This is a genomic window from Rathayibacter sp. VKM Ac-2762, assembly GCF_009866585.1.
Classification (GTDB): Bacteria; Actinomycetota; Actinomycetes; order Actinomycetales; family Microbacteriaceae; genus Rathayibacter.
This window is the reverse complement of sequence record NZ_CP047419.1, coordinates 1,472,045-1,494,530: the sequence shown is the minus strand read 5'-3', so window position 1 is coordinate 1,494,530 and position 22,486 is coordinate 1,472,045. Positions and strand designations below refer to the sequence as shown.

Genomic DNA, 22,486 nt, shown 5'->3' with positions numbered 1-22,486 from the left:
CGTCCTCGGGCGCCGCGTGCGGGAGGGGTCAGTCGTCGGAGACGGTGCCCTGGACGGGCGGGCCCTCGGCCGGCGCCGTGCTGCTCCGCGGTGTCGGCGCGTAGTCCTCAGCGTAACGCGCGAGCACCTCCTCGATCGGCGCGTCCAGCACCAGGCGGCCCTTGTCCAGGTAGAGGCCGCGCGTGCAGAAGCGGCGGAGGTCGCGCTCGTTGTGCGAGACGAAGAAGAGGGTGCGGCCGGAGGCGAGCAGCTCCTCGATCCGCGCGTAGCACTTCTCGCGGAACGCCCTGTCGCCGACCGCGAGCACCTCGTCCACCAGGATGATCGGCTCCTCGAGCCGCGACACGACGGAGAAGGCGATGCGCACCTTCATCCCGCTCGAGAGGTGCTTGTAGGGGGTGTCGAGGAAGTCGCCGATCTCGGCGAACTCGATGATCGAGTCGAAGCGCGCGTCGACCTCGCGCTTGGACATCCCGTGGAGACCCGCGGTCAGGTAGACGTTCTCGCGGACGCTCAGGTCGGCCACGAAGCCGCCGGTGATCTCGATGAGCGGAGCGACGCCCCCGCGCACCTCCACCGCGCCCTCGTCCGGCAGCACCACGCCGGCGACGAGCTTGAGCAGCGTCGACTTGCCCTGACCGTTCCGGCCGACGACACCGATCGCCTCGCCCGCCCGCACCTGCACGTCGAGCCCGCGCAGCGCCCAGAACTCGCCGGGCCGCGAGCGGCGGGAGCGGCCGGCGAAGAGGTCCTTGAAGGAGCGGCGGCCCCGCCGGTTGCGGCGGAAGCGGATCCCGAGGCCGCGGCACTCGATGACCACCGGGGCGTCGGCCATCACAGCTCCTTCAGCACCGCGCGCTCGGAGCGGCGGAAGACGACGAGGCCCAGCGCCAGCACGAGCACCGAGATGCCCGCGGAGGCGAGGATGAGCGGGACGTCGAGCTCGCTCTCGAAGAACGCGGAGCGGTAGAGGGCGAAGATCCCGCTGAGCGGGTTGAGCGCCGCGAGCGGCCGGATCTGCTCCGGCAGGTTGGCCGTGGAGTAGATGATCGGCGACGCGTAGAAGAGGAACCGGAGCACGAGCTTCACGGCCCGCTCCAGATCGCGGAAGAACACCACGAGCGGGGCCACCAGCAGACCCACGCCGAGCGTGAGCACCGCCTGCAGCAGGATCGCCACGGGGAACAGCAGCGCCGCCCAGGTCAGGTGCGCGCCGGCGATCACGGCGAAGAGCACCAGCACCGGCAGGCTCGCCACGAACTCGATGCCCTTCGAGAGCACGATCCGCCCGACCCAGATGGTCCGCGGGATCGACGTCGACCGCACCAGCTTCGCCTCGCGGAGGAACGCGCGGGTCGCGTCGGACGTCGCCTGGTTGAACCACATCCACGGCAGCAGGCCCGCGAGCAGGAAGACGATGTACGGGTCCTCGCCGACGGTCCGCCGGAAGACGACGGTGAAGACGAAGAAGTAGATGCCCGACATGACGAGCGGGTCGAGCACCGACCAGACGTAGCCGAGCGCGCTCGTGGCGTACCGGACGGTGAGGTCGCGCCTGGTGAGCAGCCAGAGGGAGTGGCGGTAGCGCCAGGCCCGGGAGCGCCGGTGGCGCAGGGCCGTCTCGGTCGCGAGGGTGTCGGCCGTGCTCACTGCGCGACTCCTCCCGTCGGCTCCGCTCGAGCCGGGGGAGGAGCCGGGAGCGTCAGACGAAGAGGTTCGCGCGCTCGAGGTCCTCGGCGAAGTCCACCTCGACGGCGTAGAGGTCGGAGATGTCCATCGGCTCGACGAGCAGGCGGTCCTGCTCGATCGCCAACTCTATGCCACGCTCGAAGTAGTCCTGGGCGTCGACCCGGGCGAGCTGGCGCACCAGCGCGGCCTTGTCGGAGGCGGACACGTAGTTGATCCCGACCGCCTCGCCGAGGCCGCCGCGCACCGTCTTGGAGAGCTCCTGGATGAAGCCCTCGGCGCTCGTCGTGTACTTGACCTCCTCGTCCGACACCTTCGAGGTGTTGACGGTGACGAAGGAGACGTCCTTCGCGATCAGCGCGGCCGCGCGGTCGAGGATGCGCGGGTCGAAGACGACGTCGCCGTTCATCCAGAGCACGCCGCCCTGCCCGCTCGCCTGCAGTGCGCGGAGGAGGCTCTTGGAGGTGTTGGTCTGGTCGTACTGCTCGTTGTAGACGAACGTCGCCGAGGGGAAGGCCTCGATGATGTGCTCGAGCTTGTAGCCGACGACGATGCTCACCGGGACCTTCGTGCCGAAGGCGTGGTGGATGTTGTCGAACTGCTGCTGCATGATCGTCCGCCCGTCGCTGAGCGGCGTGAGCGGCTTGGGGAGGGAGCGGCCGAGCCGGCTGCCCATCCCTGCGGCGAGGATGACGACGGTGGCGGGGCTGCTGCTCGTCGAACCTGTGTGCATCATCGTGTGTTCTCCTCGAATTAACCGCTGCGTCTCGATCTGGTCGACTCCTCGGGTAGAGACCTAGTGTACAGTTCACGCCCCCCGGGGCCAGGGTGGTTGACCTCTCGCCGTGTCGCCGGGTGTCGGCGCGGGCGCCGGGGGCCCGCGGGCGAGTTGGTACCGTAGCCGGATGACGTCCGTGACGAACGCCGAGCCCGCTGAGGGTGCCGCGGATCCGGACGGCGCCTCGCCCGTCGTCTTCGAGCTGCACCAGCTGACCCGGACCTTCGGGAGGACGGTGGCGGTCGACCGCATCGACCTGGCCGTCCGCGCGGGGACCTTCTACGGGATCATCGGCCCGAACGGCGCGGGCAAGACCACCACGCTCTCGATGATGACGGGCCTTCTTCGACCCGACACCGGCCGCGTCCTCGTGCACGGCGTCGACGTCTGGAAGGACCCGTCGGCCGCGAAGCCGCTGATCGGGGTCCTGCCCGACCGCCTCCGGCTGTTCGACCGGCTCACCGGCGCCCAGTTCCTCGCCTACTCCGCCGCGCTGCGCGGCATCGACCTCGCCACGGCGAAGCAGCGCACGGTCGAGCTGGCCGAGGCGCTCGGCCTCTCCGACGCGCTGGAGCGCCTGATCTCGGACTACTCCGCGGGGATGGCGAAGAAGGTCGCCCTCGCGGCGGCGATGATCCACGCCCCGCGCGTGCTGGTCCTCGACGAGCCGTTCGAGTCGGTGGACCCGGTCTCCTCGGCCGCCGTGATCACCGTGCTGCGCCGCTTCGTCGAGGGCGGCGGCACCGTCGTCCTCTCCAGCCACGGGCTCGACTTCATCGAGCGCGTCTGCGACGACGTGGCCGTGATCGTCGGCGGGCGCGTGCTCGCCTCCGGGACGGTCGCGGAGGTCGCCGGCACCGCGACGCTGGAGGAGCGCTTCCTCGAGCTCGCGGGCGGCAAGCAGATCGCCGAGGGGCTGCAGTGGCTGCACGACTTCTCCGGCTGAGGATCGACGTCCTCCTGGGCGCGTTCCGCTCCGGGCCCGCGCGCTCGGCCGGCGCCGTCCTGGGCGTGCTCGTGGTCGTCGCGGTGACGGCCCTGCTGATCGCGGCGATCGGCGCGCTGCGCTCCTCCGACGCGGCGGCGGGCGCTCTCGTGACCGCCGGCGGCCTCGTCTCCGTCGGCTTCCTGGTGCTGCCCTTCCTGCTCGGCCCGCTCGACCCGATGGATCCGCGCGCGTTCCGCCTCTTCGGCCTTCCGCCGCTCCGCCTCGCCGGGGCGCTCGCCCTGGCCGGCCTCGTCTCGGTCCCCACGCTCGCCCTGCTGGTGGTCGGGCTCGCGAGCGCGCCGCTCGTCCCGGGCGCAGGCGCCTTCGCCGTGGTCGGCCCGCTCCTCGCGGTGGCGACGGCCTCCCTGTTCGCGCGGATCGGCCTCGCCGCCTCCGCCGCCCTCGTCCCCTCCCGGACCGCCCGCGAGCTGCTGGCCGTCCTCGGCCTGGTGCTGATGCTGGGCGGTCCCGCAGCCCTCGGCGCCGCCGCGCTGGTCGACACGGGGGACACCCCGGTGCTCGAGCGCTGGGGTGCGGCGATGGGGGCCACTCCGTTCGGTGCGGCGTGGATGATCGCCCCGGCCGCCCTGACCGGCGACGCGCTCGGCCCGCTCCTGCTGGCCCTGGCGACGCTCGTCGCAGCGGGCGCGCTCTGGTGGCTCGTCGTCCGCCTGCTGACGGAGCGGCCCGAGCGCACGCACCGGCCGCCGCGCGGCCTCCGGCTGGGCTGGTTCGACGTCCTCGGCTCGACCCGGACCGGCGCGATCGCGGCGCGCAGCATCACCTACTGGCTCCGGGATCCGCGCTACCAGGCGTCGCTCGTCGCCGTGCCGGTGCTGCCGGTCGCGGCCCTGCTGCTGCTCGCGGTCGTCGGCGTCCCCTTCCCGCTGCTCTCGCTGCTCCCGGTCCCGCTGATCGCGCTGTTCCTCGGCTGGTTCCTCCACAACGACGTCGCCTACGACGGCTCGGCGTTCTGGCTCCACGTGGCCGCGGGCGTCCGCGGCTGGTCGGACCGGCTCGGCCGCGCCTTCCCGACCCTCCTGCTCGGCGTGCCGGTCGTCGTGCTCGGCTCGCTGATCAGCAGCGCGACCTCGGGGCTCCCCGATGCGCTGCCCGTCGTGCTCGCGGTGAACACCTGCCTCCTGCTCGTCCCCGCCGGCGTCGCCAGCGCCGTCTCGGCACGGCTCGCCTATCCGGCTCCGCGCCCGGGCGACAGCGCGTTCACGCAGCCCCAGGCCCCCGGAGCCAGTGGCGCCGGTCCGCAGTCCCTCGCGTTCGGCCTGGGGTTGCTCCTCTCGGCTCCGGCCGTGGTGCTCGGCGTCCGGGCCCTGTTCGTCGACCCGGAGGCGGCGGGCGACGCCGTGCTCGTCGGCTTCGGCAGCGCCGTGGTCGTCTTCGCCCTCGGCGTGCTCCTCGGCGGCCGGCTGTTCGAGCGCCGCGCGACCGAGCTGGTCGCGTTCACCAGCCGCTACTAGCGCCGCCCGATCCGGAGCGCACGGCCGCGGGCCCGGGCTCCGCGCGTAGGATCGTCGGCATGATTCCGCGCGTCCAGAACAGCAGCACCGACCCCCTCGAGGGAGGCGGAGGAACCGCCACGCTCGACCGCGAGCTCGAGGAGCTCCTCAACCAGGAGTCCATCGAGCCGGGCGACCACGAGCGCTTCTCCCACTACGTGCCGAAGGACAAGATCCTCGAGAGCGCCATCACCGGCAAGCCGGTCCGCGCGCTCTGCGGCAAGAAGTGGCTCCCGGGCCGCGACCCGGAGAAGTTCCCGGTGTGCCCGGCCTGCAAGGAGATCTACGCGAAGATGAAGTGAGCGCCCGCCCGCTCACTCGTAGCGGGTCTGGATGACGGGCTCGCCGCGGCCGAGCCGGAGCGCGTCGATCGGCAGCTCGAGGACCGCGTTCGCGTGGTGCGCGCGGGCTGCCGCCACTCCCTCGATGCCGAGGTGCTCGGGACGGATCGTCCCGTCCTCGATCAGGGGGACGAGCAGCGCCCGCTCGCCCTCGCCGACGGCGCCCTCGGGGCCGGCGCCCACGTGCACGACCTCGGCCTCGGCGATCCCGTCGTCGGAGAGCAGACGGCCGGCGGCCTTCCGTCCGCCGATCGACGCCTTCGAGACCGACTTCTTCGCCACCGCGACCCACTCGCCCGCGTCGTCCTCGTGCGCGACCAGCTTGTAGACCATGCCCGCCGTCGGGTGGCCCGAGCCCGTCGCCACCGAGGTGCCGACGCCGTAGGAGTCGACCGGTGAGGCCGCGAGCGCGGCGATCCCGTACTCGTCGAGGTCGTTGGTGACGGTGATGCGCGTGCCGGTCGCGCCGAGCGCGTCCAGCTGCTGCCGGACGGCGGCCACCTGCTGGGGGAGGTCGCCGGAGTCGATGCGCACAGCGCCGAGGCCGGTGCCGGCGACGCGGACCGCCAGGTCGACGGCGGCCGTCACGTCGTAGGTGTCCACCAGGAGGGTCGTGCCGGGGCCGAGCGCGGCGACCTGCGCGCGGAACGCCTCCTCCTCCGAGTCGTGGAGGAGGGTGAAGGAGTGCGCGGAGGTGCCCATCGTGGGCACGCCGAAGCTGCGGCCCGCCTCCAGGTTCGAGGAGGCGCCGAATCCGGCGATGTAGGCGGCGCGAGCCGCGGCGACGGCGGACCGCTCGCCGGCGCGGCGCGAGCCCATCTCGGCGAGCGGTCGCCCGTCGGCGGCCGAGACCATCCGCGCGGCGGCGCTCGCCACGGCGCTGTCGTGGTTGAGGACGCTGAGCACCAGGGTCTCCAGCAGCACGCCGTCGGCGAAGGGCGCCTCGACGATGAGCACGGGGGAGCCCGGGAGGTAGACCTCACCCTCGCGGTAGCCCCAGACGTCGCCCCGGAAGCGGTAGTCGGCGAGCCAGTCCAGCGTGCGGGAGTCGACGACGCGGTTCTCGCGGAGCCAGGACAGCTCGTCGTCGCCGAAGCGGAAGCGCGAGATCAGCTCGAGGAGCCGGCCGGTGCCCGCGAGCACGCCGTAGCGGCGTCCGGGCGGGAGGCTCCGGGCGAACACCTCGAACATGCAGCGGCGGTCGGCGGTGCCGCTGCCGAGGGCGCCCTCGACCATCGTGAGCTCGTACCGGTCGGTGAGGAAGGCCGTGGAGTCCATCCGCTCAGTGTTCCACGGCCGCCGCCGCGCGGCCCAGGCGCGGGTGCCGGGGCTTGCGCACGCCGCCGGGCCCGGGAACGGCGTGCGGCCGGGACCGGGCCGCAGGGCGCGGGTAGGCTGTTCCTCCGTGACGGACGCACCGCTGGGCATCTTCGACTCCGGAGTCGGCGGGCTCACCGTCGCCCGCTCCGTGATCGACCAGCTGCAGAACGAGTCGATCGTCTACCTCGGCGACACCGCGCACTCGCCCTACGGGCCCAAGCCGCTCGCCGACGTCCGCGCCTACGCCCTCGACACCCTCGACACGCTGGTCGACCAGGGCGCCAAGCTGCTCGTCATCGCCTGCAACACCGCCTCGGCCGCGATGATGCGCGACGCCCGCGAGCGCTACACGCTCGGCCGCGGCATCCCGGTGATCGAGGTCATCCAGCCCGCCGTCCGCAGCGCTGTCCGCGACACGCGCAACCGCCGCGTCGGCGTGATCGGCACGGTCGGGACGATCCGCTCCCGCGCCTACGACGACGCCTTCGTCGCCGCGCCCGACCTGCAGCTGTTCACCGCCGCCTGCCCGCGCTTCGTCGAGTTCGTCGAGGCGGGCGTCACCTGGAGCGACGAGCTGCTCGCGGTGGCGGAGGAGTACCTCGCGCCGCTCAAGGCCGCGGGGGTCGACACGCTCGTCCTCGGCTGCACGCACTACCCGCTGCTGCGCGGTGCCATCGCGTACGTGATGGGGCCGGACGTCCGCCTCGTCTCGAGCGCCGAGGAGACCGCGCTCGACGTCTACCGGACCCTCGTGGCGCACGGCCTGCAGCGCACCTCCGCCGCGCCTCCGACCTACCGGTGGGAGGAGACGGGCTCGAGCGACTTCGTGCGCCTCGCCCGCCGCTTCCTCGGCCCGGAGGTCTCGAGCGTCGACCTCGTCGAGACCGGCACCATCAACCTGCGCGAGCTCGACCGGGCCGCGCTCCCGCACGATCGAGGGAGACCCGAGTGACCGACAGCACCGCATCGAAGGCCGCGCGCAAGGACGGGCGGGCGCCCGACGAGCTGCGCACCGTGACGATCGAGCGCGGCTGGAGCACCCAGGCGGAGGGCTCCGCGCTCGTCTCGTTCGGGAACACCAGGGTGCTCTGCACCGCCTCCTTCACGAACGGCGTGCCGCGCTGGCTGCAGGGCAAGGGCAAGGGCTGGGTCACCGCCGAGTACGCGATGCTGCCCCGCTCCACCAACTCCCGCATGGACCGCGAGTCGGTCAAGGGGAAGGTGGGCGGGCGCACGCACGAGATCTCCCGGCTGATCGGCCGGAGCCTGCGCGCGGTGGTCGACACGAAGGCGCTCGGCGAGAACACCCTCGTCATCGACTGCGACGTCCTCCAGGCCGACGGCGGCACCCGCACCGCGGCGATCACCGGCGCCTACGTGGCGATGGTCGACGCGATCGAGTGGGCGCGCGGCAAGAAGTACGTGGGGCAGAAGGCGCAGCCGCTGATCGACAGCCTCTCGGCGGTGTCCGTCGGCATCATCGACGGCGTGCCGATGCTCGACCTGGCCTACGTCGAGGACGTGCGCGCCGAGACCGACATGAACGTCGTCGTCACCGGACGAGGCCTGTTCGTCGAGGTGCAGGGAACCGCCGAGGGGGCCCCGTTCGACCGCCGCGAGCTCGACGCCCTGCTCGACCTCGCGGTCGCCGGCGCCTCCGACCTCGCCCGCATCCAGGCCGAAGCGCTCGCCGCGGAGCCCGGAGCGTGAGCTTGGACCTCGTCCTCGCCACGCACAACGCGGGCAAGGTGGAGGAGTTCCGCGCCATGCTGGCCGGCGCGCTCCCCGGAGTCGGCGTCCGCGCCTACGACGGACCCGAGCCCGTCGAGGACGGCGTGAGCTTCGCCGAGAACGCGCTGATCAAAGCGCGCGCGGCCGCGGCGCACACCGGCCTCGTGGCGCTCGCGGACGACTCCGGGATCTGCGTCGACGTCCTCGGCGGCGCGCCGGGCATCTTCTCGGCCCGCTGGTCGGGACGCGCGCACGACGCGACGGCCAACCTCGAGCTCCTCCTGGCGCAGCTGCACGACGTGAAGGCGGAGCACCGCGGTGCGCACTTCAGCTGCACCATCGCCCTCGTGGTGCCGGACTCCGTGCTCCCCGGCGGGCAGGAGACGGTGGTCGAGGGCCGCTGGGACGGCGCGATCGCGACGGCGCCGCGCGGTGCGAACGGCCACGGCTACGACCCGGTGTTCGTCCCCGAGGCCGGGGCGCTCACGGCGGCCGAGCTCGCTCCCGAGCAGAAGAACGCCCGGAGCCACCGCGCCCGCGCCTTCACCGCGCTGCGCGCCGAGCTCGCCGCCCTGTCCGCCCGGCTCTGACCCGGCGGGTTCCCACCGCGGGATGCCACTCCGGTGCACGCCTGTCGGCGTGCGGCGTGCCGGAGTGGCATCTCGCGGAGGCGGAGGTCAGGACTTCGGGTACTTGTCGTCCAGGGTGTCGGCGTCAAGCACGTAGGCGGCCGACTCGGTCGAGTCGGTCTCGGGGTCGGCGGCGAGCTTCGCCTTGCGCTGCTGCTGGAAGAAGTGGAACAGCGTCGGCACCAGCGCGAGCACGACCGCGCCGATCAGGATCACGTCGATGTAGTGCGAGACGAAGTCGGCGACCGGCGGGATGAAGGCGAGCAGCCACCCGATCAGGGTGACCCCGCTGCCCCAGATCAGGGCGCCGATGAGGTTGTAGAGGCTGTACTTGCGGTAGTTCATGTGGGCCACGCCGGCCGCGATCGGCGCGAAGGTGCGGACGATCGGCACGAAGCGCGCGAGGATCACGGCGAGGCCGCCGAAGCGCTCGAAGAACGCGTTGGTCCGCTTCACGTTCTCGATGCTGAAGAAGCCGGACTCCTTGCGCTCGAAGATGCGCGGGCCGGCCTTGTGCCCGATCAGGTAGCCGACCTCGCCGCCGACGAAGGCCGAGAACCCGACGGCCAGGCAGATGAGCCAGATCGGGACGCCGAGGCCGCCGTTCGAGGCGTTCTCGTGCGCCAGCAGGCCCGTGATGATCAGCAGCGTGTCGCCCGGGAAGAGGAAGCCGATCAGCAGTCCGGTCTCGGCGAACACGATGAGGCAGACCACGAGCACGCCCCAGGGGCCGAACGAGGTCAGGATCGTCTCCGGATCGAGCCAGGGGACGAGGGCGGCGTGATTCAACGGATCTCCAGTCGACGGGGGCCGGTGGCCGGTCGGCGGTCACGCGAGCGCGCTCAGCGTACCGGCCGATCCCGTGCGGAAGGAGGGACTCGAACCCTCACGCCTCTCGGCACAGGAACCTAAATCCTGCGTGTCTGCCATTCCACCACTCCCGCGTGCGGGCTCCAGTGTAGAGAGGAGGGCTCCGCGCCTCAGCCGCGGGAGGCCGCCCGGGGGAGGTACCGCGGGATCCAGCGGGCGAGCGCCCCCGCTCCGCCCAGACCGAGCACCCCCATCACGACGGCGGCGAAGGGGAGGGAGACGAGGGCGGTGAGCGCCGACACGACGATCGGGGCGGCGGCGTTGCCCGCGTCACCGGTGAAGCGGAACGCGCCGAGGAACGGGGCCGGATCGGCCGGGGGCGCGAGATCGGCGCCGATGGTCATCAGGATCCCGGAGCCGATGCCGTTCGCGGCCGCGAGCACGCAGGCCACGGCGACGAACCAGGGCACCGGATCGAGGGCGAGCACCGAGGCGGCGAGGGCGAGGTGGCCGAGCCCGAGGCCGATCATCGAGGGGATCGCGGTGGCGCCCCGGCCGAAGCGGTCCATCAGCTGGCCGCCGGCGTAGAAGAGGGCGAAGTCGAGCGCGCCGGCGATGCCGATGATGATCGCGGTGTCGGTCTCGGCGAGCCCGATGCTCACCGCCCAGAGGGGGAGGATCAGCGTCCGGCTCGCCCGTAGCGCCCCGATCACGGCGGCGCCGGTCCCCATCCGAGCGAGGACCCCGCGGTGCTCGCGCAGCGTCCCGAGCAGCGACTGCGGCGACTCCGGGACGGTCGCCGACGCCTCCGCGGCGACCACGTCCTCCGGAGCGGCGCGGTCGGCCGCGGCCTGCGCCCGCCGCAGCACCGTCGCGGGGTCGGGCACGAGCAGCAGGACCACGACCGCCGCCACGCAGCAGACGATGTGCACCCAGAAGACGGACTCGACGGAGCCGGTGAGGTGCACCACCCCGGCCGCCAGGAACGGGCCGATCAGCCAGCCGGCGCGGAACGCCCCGGCGAGGGCGCTGAGCGCGCGGGCGCGGTGCGTGATCGGGACGAACGACGTCATGAACGCGTGCCGCGCCAGCGCGAAGACCGCGGTCGCGAGGCCGATCACGAAGACGCCGATCGTCAGCCCGACCCATGACGTCGAGAGCAGGCACACCACGAGCCCGAGGATCGACGCGGCCGAGGCTCCGAGCATCGCGCCGCGCTCGCCGATCCGGGAGACGATCCAGCCGCTCGGGATGTCGCCCGCCAGCTCGCCGATCATGATCATCCCCGCCACGAGGCCCGCCAGGGCCAGCGTCGCGCCGAGGTCGCCGGCCGCGGCCGGCAGGAGGGGGATGATCGCCCCCTCGCCGATGGAGAAGAGGAGGGTGGGGAGGAAGGTCGACAGCAGCAGCGGCCCGACGGGGAAGGGGCGCGGAGCGGTGCTGGTCACCGTCCCCAGGGTACGCCCGGGCCGGAGGGCGGCCCCCGGCCCCCGGTAGTCTGGACGCACCATGCTGGACAACGACTTCACCGAGCAGATCACTGCTCTCCGCTCCACCTTCGCCGACATCCGCGCCGTCATCGACGTGGACGGCCTCCGCTCGAAGATCGCCGAGCTCAGCGAGCAGGCCGGCGCCCCCGACCTGTGGGACGACACGGCCAACGCGCAGAAGGTGACCAGCGCCCTCAGCCACCGCCAGTCCGAGCTCGCGCGGATCACCGCGATCGACCGGCGCCTGGACGACCTCGAGGTGCTCGTCGAGATGGCGAACGAGGCCGAGGACGCCGAGTCCGAGCAGGAGGCGATCGCCGAGCTCTCCTCCCTCCAGAAGGTCATGGGCGAGCTCGAGGTGCAGACCCTGCTCGACGGCGAGTACGACGACCGCCCCGCCGTGGTCACCATCCGCGCGGGAGCGGGCGGCGTCGACGCCTCCGACTTCGCCGAGATGCTCATGCGCATGTACCTCCGCTGGGCCGAGAAGCACAAGTACGCGGCGACCGTCATGGACGCCAGCTACGCGGAGGAGGCGGGCATCAAGTCGGCCACCTTCCAGATCGACGCCCCCTACGCCTTCGGCACGCTCTCGGTCGAGGCCGGAACCCACCGCCTCGTGCGGATGAGCCCCTTCGGCGCCGCGGGCAAGCGCCAGACCTCCTTCGCCGCGGTCGAGGTCATCCCGCTGATGGAGGAGGCCGGGGCGATCGAGATCCCGGACAACGACATCCGCGTGGACGTCTTCCGCTCCTCCGGCCCCGGCGGCCAGTCGGTGAACACCACCGACTCCGCGGTGCGCCTCACCCACCTGCCCACCGGCACCGTCGTGTCGATGCAGAACGAGAAGAGCCAGATCCAGAACCGCGCCGCGGCGATGCGCGTGCTCCAGTCGCGGCTCCTGCTGCTGCAGAAGGAGCAGGAGGCGGCCACCAAGAAGGAGCTCGCCGGCACCATCACCGCGAGCTGGGGCGACCAGATGCGCAGCTACGTCCTCGCTCCGTACCAGATGGTGAAGGACCTGCGCACCGACCACGAGGTCGGCAACCCCTCGCACGTGTTCGACGGCGATCTGGACGGCTTCATCGCCGCCGGGATCCGCTGGCGGAAGTCCTCCTAGCGCGGCTCGGGCGCGTCCCCACCGACGCGCCGCGCGCCCCCTCGGCGGACTCTTCGGGATCGTCGCTTACCCTCGTACCGACATGATTCGCTTCGACAACGTCTCCAAGCAGTATCGGGGCGGCACGAGACCCGCCCTCAACGCCATCGATCTCGAGATCCTCCGGGGCGAGTTCGTCTTCCTCGTCGGCGCCTCCGGCTCCGGCAAGTCGAGCTGCCTCCGCCTGATCCTCAAGGAGGAGCGCCCCTCCTCCGGGTCGATCCACGTGCTCGGGCAGAACCTCGGCAAGATCTCGAGCCGCAAGGTCCCGTACTTCCGCCGCAACATGGGCGTCGTGTTCCAGGACTTCCGGCTGCTGCCGAACAAGTCGGTCTTCGACAACGTCGCGTTCAGCCTCCAGGTGATCGGCAAGTCGAAGGGCTACATCCAGGAGGCCGTCCCGGACACGCTCAAGATGGTGGGCCTCGCGGGCAAGGCGTCGCGCCTGCCCCACGAGCTCTCCGGCGGCGAGCAGCAGCGCGTGGCGATCGCCCGCGCCGTCGTCAACAAGCCGGCCGTCCTGCTGGCCGACGAGCCCACGGGCAACCTCGACCCGACCACGAGCGCCGGCATCATGGCGCTGCTCGAGCGGATCAACGCGGGTGGCACGACCGTGATCATGGCGACCCACGAGGCCGGCATCGTCGACCAGATGAAGCGCCGCGTCATCGAGCTCTCGGCAGGCAGCATCGTCCGCGACGAGAGCCAGGGCGGCTACGGCCAGACCGAGAGCATCACCGTCGTCCACGACGGCGTCGTGGTCGTGGCGGCCGACGACCACGCGGTCGCCGAGCAGCCCGCGCCCCCGGCGATCATCGACAGCGAGCTCGCGCCCGCCGAGGTCCCCGAGATCGACCTGCGCCAGGAGGCCCCGGCCCCGCCGCCCGAGCCGGCCCGCCTCTCGCAGACCGCCGCCCAGCCCCGCGTCCCCGAGGGCCGCCGCTCCGCCGCCGTCGAGCCGGAGCGCGAGCCGGAGCCGGCCGCCGAGCCCGCCGCCGCCCCGCGCGTCGTCGAGCTGCAGAGCCAGACCGGTCCGATCTTCCTCCCCGCCGACACCGGCGCCCTGCCCGAGGAGTCGCTCGCCGCGCGCCTCGGCCTCCGCGCCCACGCGGGCGAGGGCGACGAGACCGGCGACGACCAGCAGAACGTAGGACCCGTCAAGTGAGATTCGCACTGATCTGGTCGGAGGTCGCCAGCGGCCTCCGGCGCAACGTCTCCATGGTCGTCTCGGTGATCCTGGTGACCTTCATCTCCCTCACCTTCGTCGGCACGGCGATCCTGCTCCAGATGCAGATCGGCCAGATGAAGAACTTCTGGTACGACAAGGCGCAGGTCGCGGTGTACATGTGCACTGCCACCTCCGGCGGCTCGAACTGCAGCGGCTCCGACGCCACCGCCGAGCAGATCGACGCGGTGCAGGGCCAGCTCGAGGGCGCCACGCTCGCGCCGTACATCGACCGCTCCTACTTCGAGGACCACGACCAGGCCTACGCGAACTTCCAGGAGCAGTTCGCGGGCAACCCGGTCGCCGAGTACGTCACTCCCGACCTGCTCAACCAGACCTTCTGGATCAACCTGAAGGACCCGACCCAGTCGGACGTCATCGTGGAGAGCCTGTCGAGCGTCTCGGGAGTCGAGAGCGTCACCGACCAGCGGCAGTACCTCGACCAGATCTTCTCGATCCTCAACGCGGCGAGCTACACGGCCATCGGCATCGCCGTCCTGATGCTCGTCGCGGCCGTGCTGCTCATCGCCACGACGATCCGCCTCTCGGCGTTCTCGCGGAGACGGGAGCTGGGCATCATGCGGCTCGTGGGGGCCTCGAACAGGTTCATCCAGACCCCGTTCATCCTCGAGGGGGTCTTCGCCGCGCTGGTCGGCTCGATCCTCGCGGGAGTCGCGGTGGTCGCCATCGTGCAGGTCTTCGTGCAGGGGTTCCTGGCGTACCGGATCCCGTTGACCTCCTTCGTGGGACTCGACGACGCTCTGATCGTCGTGCCGATCCTGATCGTGGTCGGCATCGTCCTGGCCGCGGTCTCGGCGAACGTCGCGATAGCGCGGTACCTGCGGGTCTGATCCCGAACCGGACGTATACTGGTGGGCTGTCCCGTTCGGGGCGGCCCACCGGTGCATCGCCCCGACGATGCCCGCCCCCTTCATCCGCTCGCGACCCGAGGAGCAGCCGTGCCCAGAGAACAGGGACAGAAGGTCGTCGCGACCAACCGCAAGGCGCGCCACGACTACCTCATCGAGGACACCTACGAGGCGGGCCTCGTGCTCACCGGCACCGAGGTGAAGTCCCTCAGGGCCGGCCGCGCCTCGCTGGTCGACGGCTACGCCTTCGTCGACGGGGGAGAGGCGTGGCTCGACGCCGTCCACATCAACGAGTGGGCCCAGGGCACCTGGACGAACCACCCGCCGCGCCGCAAGCGCAAGCTGCTGCTGCACAAGGCGCAGATCCTCAAGATCCACAACAAGGTGAAGGAGGGCGGGTACACGCTGATCCCGCTCTCGCTGTACTTCAGCGACGGCAAGGCCAAGGTCGAGCTTGCCGTGGCCAAGGGCAAGAAGGACTACGACAAGCGCCAGGTCCTCCGAGAGCGCCAGGACCGCCGCGAGGCGGACCGTGCGATGTCGACCCGCCGCCGCCTCGGCGAGTAGGCCCCGGCGGGCACTGTCCGACGGGTGCCGCGCAAGCCTCTTCTTCGCGCCCCGTGCTTTGGGAGACTGGGGCGCGTGACCTCCCCCGAGAACAGCGCCCCCGCCGCCCTGAGCGCCGCCGACGAGAAGACGCGGTGGCGCGCCTTCGCGGTGAGCGTCGGAGTCGCGGCCATCACGATCCTCGACCTCTCGAAGGTCAACGTCGGCCTGCCGTCGATCGAGCGCTCGCTCGGAGCGGATGCGAGCCAGCTGCAGCTGATCGTCGCGGGCTACGCGCTCGCCTTCGGACTGGCGCTCGTGCCGGCCGGCCGGCTGGGCGACATCCGCTCGCGCCGCCTGCTGTTCCTCATCGGGCTGACCGCGTTCACGGTGACGAGCCTGCTCTGCGCGCTCGCGCCGTCGATCGAGCTGCTCGTCGTCGCGCGCTTCCTGCAGGGCGTCGCTGCGGGCATCCAGATGCCCCAGGTCCTCGGGCTGGTGCAGCAGATGTTCACCGGCGCCGAGCGGGCCCGGGCCTTCGGGGTCTTCGGCGCGACCATCGGCCTGTCGACCGCCTTCGGCCCGACCCTCGGCGGCCTCCTGATCGCGATCGGCGGCGAGCAGGACGGCTGGCGCCTGCTGTTCTGGATGAACATCCCGCTGGGCGTCGCCGCGCTGGTCTTCGCCTGGAAGCTCATCCCGAAGAAGCGCTCGCGGCCCGAGGGAGACCGGTCCCTCGACCCGGTCGGCCTGCTCCTGCTGGCGGTCGCGATCTTCGCGTTCATGCTGCCGTTCCTGCTGACCACGGGCTCCTCCTCGGACTCGCCCTACCGCTGGTTCTGGCTGGTCCTCGCCGCGGCCGCCGCCGCCGTCTTCGTGCGCTGGGAGGCGCACTACGCCGCGTCGGGGCGGACGCCCGTCATCGACTTCCGCATCTTCCGGACCAGCTCCTACCGCAACGGCATCCTGGTCGCGACCTCCTACTTCGCCGCGATCCCGGCGACCTTCCTCCTCACCACGCTCTTCCTCCAGCAGGGGCTCGGCCTCGAGCCGGTGTTCGCCGGCATGGTGAGCATCCCGTTCGCGCTGACCTCGGCGGTGACCGCCTGGTACGGCGGCAAGCTCGTGCAGCGCTACGGCCGCGCACTGGTGGTGCTCGGCATCGTGCTCGTGGTCATCGGCTTCACGCTCGTGCTGCTCGCCGCCGAGCTCCTCCCGGCCGAGACCGCCGCCTATGGCATGGGTGCCGCGATGCTCGTCGCCGGTGCCGGCGGCGGCTTCGTCGTGTCGCCGAACCAGACGCTCACCCTCGCCGAGATCCCACCGGCGCAGGGCGGCGTGGCGGGCTCCGTGGGCCAGCTCGGCCAGCGCGTGGGCACCGCGGTCGGCACCGCCTGCGCCTCCGCCGTCTTCTTCGCGACGCTGGCGAGCGAGCAGGGGATGGCGGAGGGGCTGGACCGCTACCACGACGCCTTCCGCAACGGCTACTTCGTCACCCTCGGGCTGATCGCGCTCGCGCTCGTGCTGGGTCTGCTCGATCTGCGCCGCCGCCGGGTGACCGCCCGCGGAGCTGAGGTAGACTAGGACTCGTAACTCCACAGTGTGCGACGAACGACCCACTCCAGCGGCCTCCGGGCCGTCGAGTGCTCGCGGGGATGATCGGTTTCGACATTGCCTGCGAAACTGCGAGAAGCGGGTCGAGGATCCAGGGTCATCTCGTCAACGATCCCTGGAAAACACAGGTGCCGAACAGAAGCGCACCGACTTCGCTCTCGCTGCCTAAGCCAGAGTAGATAGTCCGTCAGCCCGTGGGTGCGTCCTCGCCCCGGATCCTGGCGTCATCTAGAGGACTTGCTGCGTCGTTACGCCTGAGGGCGACGCGGGACTTGCACTCGGGCTGGGCCCGTCGACCGATGCGCCGATGGTAACGGTCGGGGCCGAGCAGAACGCTCTCATCGGCTACACCCGTAGAAGGCGCAGAATCACAGCGATGGACGGGGGTTCGATTCCCCCCATCTCCACCACCGGTCGTCGTCGCACACTGGGAGCTCCGCTCCGCCGCCCTCACGACGGTCGCACGTCGAGCTGTCTGATCCGCCCGTAGAGGGTGAGCATCGCCAGCCGGTCGTCGTCGTCGTGCGCCGGGCCGGCGAGAGCCTGCGGCGGGGCCCAGTCCCGGTAGAGCACGCCCGGCGCCAGCACGGCGACGGCGGTGCCGGCCGGGTAGTGGGCGCTGCGGTCCACCGGCAGCTCGGCGAACGCGTCGGGCAGGAGCCGGTGCAGCACCTCCAGCAGAGGACGGAGGCGTACTGCTCGCGCCTCGTGCACGGAGAGGGTCACGGCGTTCATCGCGGCGAGCGCGGCCACCAGGTGCTCGGCGGCGTCGTCGTCGTCGCACCGCTCGGTGACCAGCAGCGAGACCACACCGCGCGGCTTCAGCCAGCCGAGCGTGGCGGCCTCGGCGTCGCCGTCCACCGAGACGACGCGGTCGGAGGCGTGGGCGTAGTCGTGCAGGAGCCGCGACCAGACGTCGCCCGGGCCGGGCCCGTCGACCTGCGCGACCGCCTCCGCCGCGGCGAGCAGGGAGCTCTGCCGGTGGAGCCTCGGGAACAGGCTGTCCGCCGGTCCCCAGTGCCGCTCGGCCGTGCGCGAGCGCTCGGGGGGTTCCTGATCGTGCCGGTCCTGCATGTCGACTCCTGAGCCGCCGGTCTCCGCGCCCCCTCGCGCCTGCCGGTCGTCCCTTCACCCTGCGCTCCGCCGGAGCGCGTGTCAATGAGCCGAACGGGGGTCGATCGGAGCCGTGGTCAGCGAGCGGAGCCGAAGAGGCTGCCGGTGGTGGAGTCGTCGGCCGGATCGAGGACCGCGCAGACGATCGTGCGGTCCCCGTGGCGCCAGCCGACTTCGGAGGGGACGAGCGAGCGGTACTCGAGGGCGGAGTCGCCGTAGGCGATCCCCATCACGGCGCCGAACTCCGGCTCGCAGCCCGCCTCGGCCTGGGCGAGCAGCGTGTTGCGGCTGGTGTAGCGGTCTCCGGGCTGCGCGAACGTGTGGAAGACCTCCAGTGCGTGCTCCTCGGCGCAGGGAACGACGTCCACGTCGGCGATGCGGTCGTCGCCCGGGTCGGCCAGGCAGTCGCCGCGCCGCAGCGAGAACACGTCGGTGACGCCGGCGGTCGCCACCGTGCCGCCCTCGTCACGCACGGCCTCCGGGCCGTCCGGCCCGACGACGGAGGAGCAGCCCGAGAGGAGCAGGAGGAGCGCCGCCGAGGCGAGCGCGGCCGTCCGGCTCCTCATCGCGGCGCCACGATCGCGAGCACCTCGTCGTGGAGCAGGCCGTTGGTGGCGACGGCGCTGCCGTGCCACGGCCCGTCCTCCCCGTCGGCGGAGGTGAAGCGGCCGCCCGCCTCCTGCACGATCGGCACCAGGGCCGCCAGGTCGTAGGGCTTCACGTCGAACTCGCCCGCACCGTCGAGGAGACCCTCGGCGACGAGCATGTAGGGCCACGCGTCCCCGTACGCCCGGTCGCGCCAGACGGCGCCGGCGAGCTCGAGCAGCTGCGGGAGACGGCCCGCGCCCTCCCACTGCTGGATGCTGTTGTAGCTGAAGGTCGCCGAGGCGAGCGTGTCGATCCCCGAGACGCGCAGCGGTCGCGGCTCGGCCCCGGCCTCCAGCTCGACGGCCCAGGCGCCGGAGCCCTCGGCCGCCCACCAGCGCGTGCCGAGAGCGGGAGCGGAGACGACTCCGACGACGGGGACGCCGTCGACCGCGAGCGCGATCAGTGTCGCCCAGATCGGGACGCCGCGGAGGAAGTGGGCGGTGCCGTCGATCGGGTCGAGGATCCACTGCCGCGAGGCCTCGCCCGAGGTGCCGAACTCCTCGCCGAGGATCGCGTCGTCCGGACGCTCGGCGGCGAGCAGCGCGCGGATCGCCCCCTCGACGGCGCGGTCGGCGTCGGTGACCGGGGTGCGGTCGAGCTTCGTGTCCACGACGAGGTCGAGCGCGCCGAACCGCTCCCGCGAGATCGCATCGGCCGCGTCCGCCAGGCGGAGGGCGAGTCGGAGGTCGTCGTCGAAGCTCTGGTCACTGCTCTGCGGGGTCACGCGACCACGATACCGGTGGGTCCCGCGGAGCCTCCGATCGGTGCCGCGGGCGTTCCGTCGCACTCGATTTGACGAGACGGGGGGAGACGCTGGTAATGTGATCCCTCGGTTCGGCACGCACGATCAGCCGGCCGGAACGCACCTCTAGCTCAATCGGCAGAGCAACTGACTCTTAATCAGTGGGTTCTCGGTTCAAGTCCGAGGGGGTGCACCACCAGCCCCGCACCTCCTCGTGAGGTGCGGGGCTTCGTCGTTCCCGGTCCGAGTCCGTTCCCGACCTCCTCGGAGCGCCCGCGGGGGGAGCGCCGGCCCGTGCTCGCTCGCTGGAGGGTGCGGCGGTCGACGGGTCGAGCAGCGGCAGGACTCCGCGGAAGCCGACGCTCGTGGAGCCGATCCCGATGTCGAGCGCGTCCGAGGCCCGGGCCTGATCGGCGGCGGCGGTCAGGCTCAGGGTGATGCCCGTCCGCCTGAAGGCCCGGGCGACGGTGCTCCAGGCGAGGTCGACGTCTCCATCCGCCGACGCCAACAGGCGCCTGAGCATCCGCACGGTGTCCGGCGCAGAATGCGGACCGACCCCCGTTCGCGTGGCAGGATCTCCGTTCGCTTCCGTTTCCCTCCAGAAAGGACCGATGTGCCCGAAGACGTCCTCCCCGTGATCGGCTCGATCGCGCTCGCCGTGGTGATCGCGGTCGTGATCGCCGTGGTCGCGACCGCCGTCGTCGCCCTCGTGCTGCGCTCGGTCGGCAAGCGCAAGACCTGGGCGCGCCTGCTGATCCGGCGTCTGCGCATCCCGTTCCGCGTGCTTCTGATGACCATCGCGGTCTGGGCCGCGCTCGCCGCCACCGTGACGGGCGACCCCTGGCCGGGTCTCGTGCAGCGGGTGTTCCAGATCGCCACGATCGGCGCGGCGGCGTGGGTGATCGGCTCCCTGTTCGTGTTCCTCGAGGACCTGGGCGCCGAGCGCTACCGGACCGACACGGCCGACAACCGCCGGGCACGCCGCCTCCGCACGCAGATGACGATCATCCGGAGGGTCGCCGTGGCGGCCGTCGTGGTCATCGCGATCGGCGCCTCGCTGCTGACCTTCCCCGAGGCCCGCACGGCCGGTGCGAGCCTCCTGGCCTCGGCCGGCGTGCTCTCGATCGTGGCGGGCCTGGCCGCGCAGTCGAGCCTCACGAACATCTTCGCCGGGATGCAGCTCGCCTTCAGTGACGCCATCCGCCTGGACGACGTGGTGATCGTCGAGACCGAGTGGGGGCGGATCGAGGAGATCACGCTGACCTACGTCGTCGTCCACCTCTGGGACGACCGCCGCCTGGTGCTGCCCACGAACTACTTCACGACCCAGCCGTTCCAGAACTGGACCCGCACCGGGTCCGAGCTGCTCGGCGCCGTCGAGCTCGACCTGGACTGGCGGGTGAGCCCCGAGCAGATGCGCGACGAGCTGCACCGCATGCTCGAGGAGACGGACCTCTGGGACCGGCGCACCAGCGTGCTGCAGGTGACCGACGCGACGGGCGGCTTCGTCCGGATCCGGGTGCTCGTCACCGCGAAGGACGCGCCGACGCTCTTCGACCTGCGCTGCTACGTGCGCGAGCGGCTCGTCTCGTGGCTGCACGAGAACGACCCCGTCGCCCTGCCGCGTCAGCGCGTCGAGATGGAGCGGGAGCCCGCTCCCGCCGCGACCCCGCGCCGGCACGGGTCCTCCGCCCCGGACAACCTGTTCTCGGGCGACGAGCGCTCGAACGAGCGGGGGGCGATGTTCACGGGTCTCATCGACCTGCGGGACACCCCGAAGCGGGACACCCCGAAGCGGGAGCTGCCGCCGCGGGAGTGACTCCTGCGAGGACGCCGCTCGCACGGCCGCACCCGGGGTGCGCGCGGCGAGCGGCGTCCCGCAGGGCGGTCAGCGGTTCACGGAGCTCATGTCGGCGTAGCGGTCGCCGACGGGGGCCTCGAGCGAGCCGAGGACGTCGAGCTGCTCCGCGGTCAGCACGAGGGCGTCCGCGGCGGCGTTCTCCTCGATGCGCGAGACGCGCTTGGTGCCCGGGATCGGAGCGATGTCCTCGCCCTGGGCGAGCAGCCAGGCGAGCGCCACCTGCGCGGCGGTCGCGTCCGCCTCTGCCGCCACACGGTCGACGGCCTCCACGATGCGGAGGTTCGCCTCCAGCGCTCCGTCGGCGAAGCGGGGGTTGTCGCGGCGGAAGTCGTCGCTGCCCAGCTCGGCGACCGAGCGGATGCTGCCCGTGAGGAAGCCGCGGCCCAGCGGCGAGTACGGGACGAAGCCGATGCCGAGCTCGCGGAGGACCGGCAGCACCTCCGCCTCGGGGTCGCGGGTCCAGAGCGAGTACTCGGACTGCACAGCGGTGACCGGGTGCACGGCGTGAGCGCGCCGGATCGTCGCGGGCGCCGCCTCCGAGAGGCCGTAGCCGCGGAGCTTGCCCTCCTGGATCAGCTCCGCGAAGGCCCCGGCGGTCTCCTCGACCGGGACGCCCGGGTCCATGCGGTGCTGGTAGTAGAGGTCGATGCGGTCGGTCCCGAGGCGCGCGAGCGAGCCCTCGACGGCGAGCCGCAGGTTCTCCGGGGAGCCGTCGAGTCCGCGGCCCCCGTCGCCGCGGTGGCGGATCATGCCGAACTTGCTCGCCAGCACGACCTCGTCGCGGCGGCCTGCCAGCGCGCGGCCGAGCAGCTCCTCGTTGGTGTACGGGCCGTAGATCTCGGCGGTGTCGAGGAACGTGACGCCCAGATCGAGGGCGCGGTGCACGGTGCGGATCGACTCCGCGTCGTCGGTGCCGGCGCCGGTGTAGAACGCCGACATGCCCATCGCGCCGAGACCGAGGCGCGAGACCTCGAGGGCGGCGACGTCGGATCCGAGGGTGATCGTCTTCATCAGTGGGTGGTCCTCTCCTGGTACGCCGCGATCTTGATGTCGATCGCGGCGAGGCTGGCGTGTGTCCGGGCGAGCTGCGCCTCGACCTCCTCGCGGTGCGTCCGGAGCAGCGCGAGGCGCTCCGGCTCCGTGGCGGGCCCGATCCGGAGGAGCCGGGCGTACTCGCGGATCCGCGCGATCGGCATCCCGGTCGAGCGGAGCTTGGTGAGGAAGTCGACCCAGCCGACGTCGGCCGGCCGGTAGCGGCGGTGCTGCGACGAGGCGCGCTCGACCGGGTCGAGCATGAGACCGGCGCGCTCGTAGTAGCGCAGGGTGTGCACGGTGAGACCGGTGACGGCGGCGACCTGCGAGATCGACAGCACCTCCGGCTCGGCCGGGGCGGCGGTGGCGGTGGACATGGCGTCAACCTAC

General features: G+C 72.1%; 23 protein-coding genes, 2 tRNA genes and 1 other RNA gene. 14 read left to right on the top strand and 12 right to left on the bottom strand.

Translation table 11 applies throughout. The features are described 5' to 3' along the window. Positions 1-28: 28 nt before the first annotated feature. From GTU71_RS07095 to GTU71_RS07085, 3 genes are all read right to left on the bottom strand, one after another. The gene (locus tag GTU71_RS07095; protein WP_104223571.1) at positions 29-835 is read right to left on the bottom strand and encodes an ABC transporter ATP-binding protein; all 807 of its coding nucleotides are present in this window, start codon (positions 833-835) and stop codon (positions 29-31) included. Then, positions 835-1,614 carry an ABC transporter permease gene (locus GTU71_RS07090; RefSeq protein ID WP_104223588.1) on the bottom strand — a complete coding sequence of 260 codons (780 nt, stop codon included), beginning with the start codon at positions 1,612-1,614 and terminating at the stop codon, positions 835-837. The genes GTU71_RS07095 and GTU71_RS07090 overlap by 1 nt, the downstream gene beginning before the upstream one ends. 88 nt (positions 1,615-1,702) lie before the next feature. Beyond that, positions 1,703-2,419, bottom strand: a complete 717-nt coding sequence (locus GTU71_RS07085; protein WP_104226983.1) for a phosphocholine cytidylyltransferase family protein — start codon at positions 2,417-2,419, stop codon at positions 1,703-1,705. Between the two features lie 172 nt (positions 2,420-2,591). On the opposite strand from GTU71_RS07085, the gene GTU71_RS07080 reads away from it, so the two are divergent. From GTU71_RS07080 to GTU71_RS07070, 3 genes are read left to right on the top strand one after another with little or no spacing between them, the layout of a single operon-like run. Further along, complete coding sequence (locus GTU71_RS07080; protein WP_104223570.1) at positions 2,592-3,410, top strand: ABC transporter ATP-binding protein; 819 nt, start codon at positions 2,592-2,594, stop codon at positions 3,408-3,410. Beyond that, on the top strand, positions 3,386-4,927 hold the full coding sequence (locus tag GTU71_RS07075; RefSeq protein ID WP_159939554.1) for an ABC transporter permease: 1,542 nt from the start codon (positions 3,386-3,388) through the stop codon (positions 4,925-4,927). Before GTU71_RS07080 ends, GTU71_RS07075 begins: the two co-directional genes overlap by 25 nt. Positions 4,928-4,986: 59 nt before the next feature. Continuing rightward, a complete protein-coding gene (locus GTU71_RS07070) occupies positions 4,987-5,268 on the top strand; it encodes a DUF3039 domain-containing protein (protein WP_104223568.1) in 282 nt (93 codons plus the stop codon). Between the two features lie 12 nt (positions 5,269-5,280). Here GTU71_RS07070 and GTU71_RS07065 read toward each other — a convergent pair whose 3' ends face one another. Then, the gene (locus GTU71_RS07065) at positions 5,281-6,585 is read right to left on the bottom strand and encodes a nicotinate phosphoribosyltransferase (protein ID WP_159939553.1); all 1,305 of its coding nucleotides are present in this window, start codon (positions 6,583-6,585) and stop codon (positions 5,281-5,283) included. A 127-nt stretch (positions 6,586-6,712) separates the two neighbouring features. Here GTU71_RS07065 and murI point away from each other — a divergent pair, with 127 nt between their 5' ends. The 3 genes from murI to rdgB are packed head-to-tail and all read left to right on the top strand — an operon-like array spanning position 6,713 to position 8,948. After that, complete coding sequence (murI, locus tag GTU71_RS07060) at positions 6,713-7,579, top strand: glutamate racemase (RefSeq protein WP_104223566.1); 867 nt, start codon at positions 6,713-6,715, stop codon at positions 7,577-7,579. Continuing rightward, a complete protein-coding gene (gene rph / locus GTU71_RS07055; protein ID WP_159939552.1) occupies positions 7,576-8,337 on the top strand; it encodes a ribonuclease PH in 762 nt (253 codons plus the stop codon). Before murI ends, rph begins: the two co-directional genes overlap by 4 nt. Continuing rightward, entirely contained in the window at positions 8,334-8,948 is a 615-nt protein-coding gene (gene rdgB, locus GTU71_RS07050) for an RdgB/HAM1 family non-canonical purine NTP pyrophosphatase (protein ID WP_104223564.1), read from the top strand. Before rph ends, rdgB begins: the two co-directional genes overlap by 4 nt. An 87-nt stretch (positions 8,949-9,035) precedes the next feature. Here rdgB and GTU71_RS07045 read toward each other — a convergent pair whose 3' ends face one another. The 3 genes from GTU71_RS07045 to GTU71_RS07035 all read right to left on the bottom strand — a co-directional run bounded on the left by GTU71_RS07045 (position 9,036) and on the right by GTU71_RS07035 (position 11,245). After that, complete coding sequence (locus GTU71_RS07045) at positions 9,036-9,776, bottom strand: VTT domain-containing protein (protein WP_159939551.1); 741 nt, start codon at positions 9,774-9,776, stop codon at positions 9,036-9,038. Positions 9,777-9,850: 74 nt separating this feature from the next. Continuing rightward, a tRNA-Leu gene (locus tag GTU71_RS07040) sits at positions 9,851-9,931 on the bottom strand. A gap of 36 nt (positions 9,932-9,967) precedes the next feature. Beyond that, positions 9,968-11,245, bottom strand: a complete 1,278-nt coding sequence (locus GTU71_RS07035; RefSeq protein WP_244230655.1) for an MFS transporter — start codon at positions 11,243-11,245, stop codon at positions 9,968-9,970. Between the two features lie 61 nt (positions 11,246-11,306). On the opposite strand from GTU71_RS07035, the gene prfB reads away from it, so the two are divergent. The 6 genes from prfB (at position 11,307) to ssrA (ending at position 17,110) form a co-directional block, all read left to right on the top strand. Then, a complete protein-coding gene (gene prfB, locus GTU71_RS07030) occupies positions 11,307-12,407 on the top strand; it encodes a peptide chain release factor 2 (RefSeq protein WP_104226967.1) in 1,101 nt (366 codons plus the stop codon). Positions 12,408-12,489: 82 nt separating this feature from the next. Then, positions 12,490-13,611 carry a cell division ATP-binding protein FtsE gene (gene ftsE, locus GTU71_RS07025; RefSeq protein WP_104233202.1) on the top strand — a complete coding sequence of 374 codons (1,122 nt, stop codon included), beginning with the start codon at positions 12,490-12,492 and terminating at the stop codon, positions 13,609-13,611. Then, complete coding sequence (gene ftsX / locus GTU71_RS07020; RefSeq protein WP_104223559.1) at positions 13,608-14,522, top strand: permease-like cell division protein FtsX; 915 nt, start codon at positions 13,608-13,610, stop codon at positions 14,520-14,522. Before ftsE ends, ftsX begins: the two co-directional genes overlap by 4 nt. Before the next feature lie 108 nt (positions 14,523-14,630). After that, positions 14,631-15,107 carry an SsrA-binding protein SmpB gene (gene smpB / locus GTU71_RS07015; protein ID WP_104223558.1) on the top strand — a complete coding sequence of 159 codons (477 nt, stop codon included), beginning with the start codon at positions 14,631-14,633 and terminating at the stop codon, positions 15,105-15,107. A 75-nt stretch (positions 15,108-15,182) separates the two neighbouring features. Next, on the top strand, positions 15,183-16,670 hold the full coding sequence (locus tag GTU71_RS07010) for an MFS transporter (protein WP_104223557.1): 1,488 nt from the start codon (positions 15,183-15,185) through the stop codon (positions 16,668-16,670). A gap of 67 nt (positions 16,671-16,737) precedes the next feature. Further along, positions 16,738-17,110: a transfer-messenger RNA gene (gene ssrA / locus GTU71_RS07005) on the top strand. A gap of 40 nt (positions 17,111-17,150) precedes the next feature. Here the strand turns inward: ssrA and GTU71_RS07000 are convergent. The 3 genes from GTU71_RS07000 to GTU71_RS06990 all read right to left on the bottom strand — a co-directional run bounded on the left by GTU71_RS07000 (position 17,151) and on the right by GTU71_RS06990 (position 19,185). After that, positions 17,151-17,774, bottom strand: a complete 624-nt coding sequence (locus GTU71_RS07000; protein ID WP_159939550.1) for a hypothetical protein — start codon at positions 17,772-17,774, stop codon at positions 17,151-17,153. A gap of 116 nt (positions 17,775-17,890) precedes the next feature. Then, positions 17,891-18,379: a septum formation family protein gene (locus GTU71_RS06995; protein ID WP_104238162.1), complete on the bottom strand. Its 489-nt coding sequence runs from the start codon at positions 18,377-18,379 to the stop codon at positions 17,891-17,893. Continuing rightward, positions 18,376-19,185, bottom strand: a complete 810-nt coding sequence (locus GTU71_RS06990) for an inositol monophosphatase family protein (RefSeq protein ID WP_159939549.1) — start codon at positions 19,183-19,185, stop codon at positions 18,376-18,378. Before GTU71_RS06990 ends, GTU71_RS06995 begins: the two co-directional genes overlap by 4 nt. A gap of 138 nt (positions 19,186-19,323) precedes the next feature. On the opposite strand from GTU71_RS06990, the gene GTU71_RS06985 reads away from it, so the two are divergent. Both GTU71_RS06985 and GTU71_RS06980 read left to right on the top strand, forming a co-directional pair. Continuing rightward, positions 19,324-19,399, top strand: a tRNA-Lys gene (locus GTU71_RS06985). A 417-nt stretch (positions 19,400-19,816) separates the two neighbouring features. Beyond that, positions 19,817-21,022 carry a mechanosensitive ion channel domain-containing protein gene (locus tag GTU71_RS06980; protein WP_244230654.1) on the top strand — a complete coding sequence of 402 codons (1,206 nt, stop codon included), beginning with the start codon at positions 19,817-19,819 and terminating at the stop codon, positions 21,020-21,022. Between the two features lie 69 nt (positions 21,023-21,091). Here the strand turns inward: GTU71_RS06980 and GTU71_RS06975 are convergent, their stop codons facing one another. Both GTU71_RS06975 and GTU71_RS06970 read right to left on the bottom strand, forming a co-directional pair. Further along, complete coding sequence (locus tag GTU71_RS06975; protein WP_104268707.1) at positions 21,092-22,075, bottom strand: aldo/keto reductase; 984 nt, start codon at positions 22,073-22,075, stop codon at positions 21,092-21,094. Then, complete coding sequence (locus GTU71_RS06970) at positions 22,075-22,473, bottom strand: MerR family transcriptional regulator (RefSeq protein WP_104257259.1); 399 nt, start codon at positions 22,471-22,473, stop codon at positions 22,075-22,077. The genes GTU71_RS06975 and GTU71_RS06970 overlap by 1 nt, the downstream gene beginning before the upstream one ends. Positions 22,474-22,486: the final 13 nt, after the last annotated feature.

Bases quoted from the DNA above. Each gene is read 5' to 3' on its own strand.
- GTU71_RS07095 (WP_104223571.1), bottom strand. From the start codon at position 835: ATGGCCGACGCCCCGGTGGTCATCGAGTGCCGCGGCCTCGGGATCCGC.
- GTU71_RS07085 (WP_104226983.1), bottom strand. From the start codon at position 2,419: ATGCACACAGGTTCGACGAGCAGCAGCCCCGCCACCGTCGTCATCCTC.
- GTU71_RS07080 (WP_104223570.1), top strand. From the start codon at position 2,592: ATGACGTCCGTGACGAACGCCGAGCCCGCTGAGGGTGCCGCGGATCCG.
- GTU71_RS07070 (WP_104223568.1), top strand. From the start codon at position 4,987: ATGATTCCGCGCGTCCAGAACAGCAGCACCGACCCCCTCGAGGGAGGC.
- GTU71_RS07065 (WP_159939553.1), bottom strand. From the start codon at position 6,585: ATGGACTCCACGGCCTTCCTCACCGACCGGTACGAGCTCACGATGGTC.
- prfB (WP_104226967.1), top strand. From the start codon at position 11,307: ATGCTGGACAACGACTTCACCGAGCAGATCACTGCTCTCCGCTCCACC.
- ftsE (WP_104233202.1), top strand. From the start codon at position 12,490: ATGATTCGCTTCGACAACGTCTCCAAGCAGTATCGGGGCGGCACGAGA.
- GTU71_RS07000 (WP_159939550.1), bottom strand. From the start codon at position 17,774: ATGCAGGACCGGCACGATCAGGAACCCCCCGAGCGCTCGCGCACGGCC.
- GTU71_RS06995 (WP_104238162.1), bottom strand. From the start codon at position 18,379: ATGAGGAGCCGGACGGCCGCGCTCGCCTCGGCGGCGCTCCTCCTGCTC.
- GTU71_RS06975 (WP_104268707.1), bottom strand. From the start codon at position 22,075: ATGAAGACGATCACCCTCGGATCCGACGTCGCCGCCCTCGAGGTCTCG.
- GTU71_RS06970 (WP_104257259.1), bottom strand. From the start codon at position 22,473: ATGTCCACCGCCACCGCCGCCCCGGCCGAGCCGGAGGTGCTGTCGATC.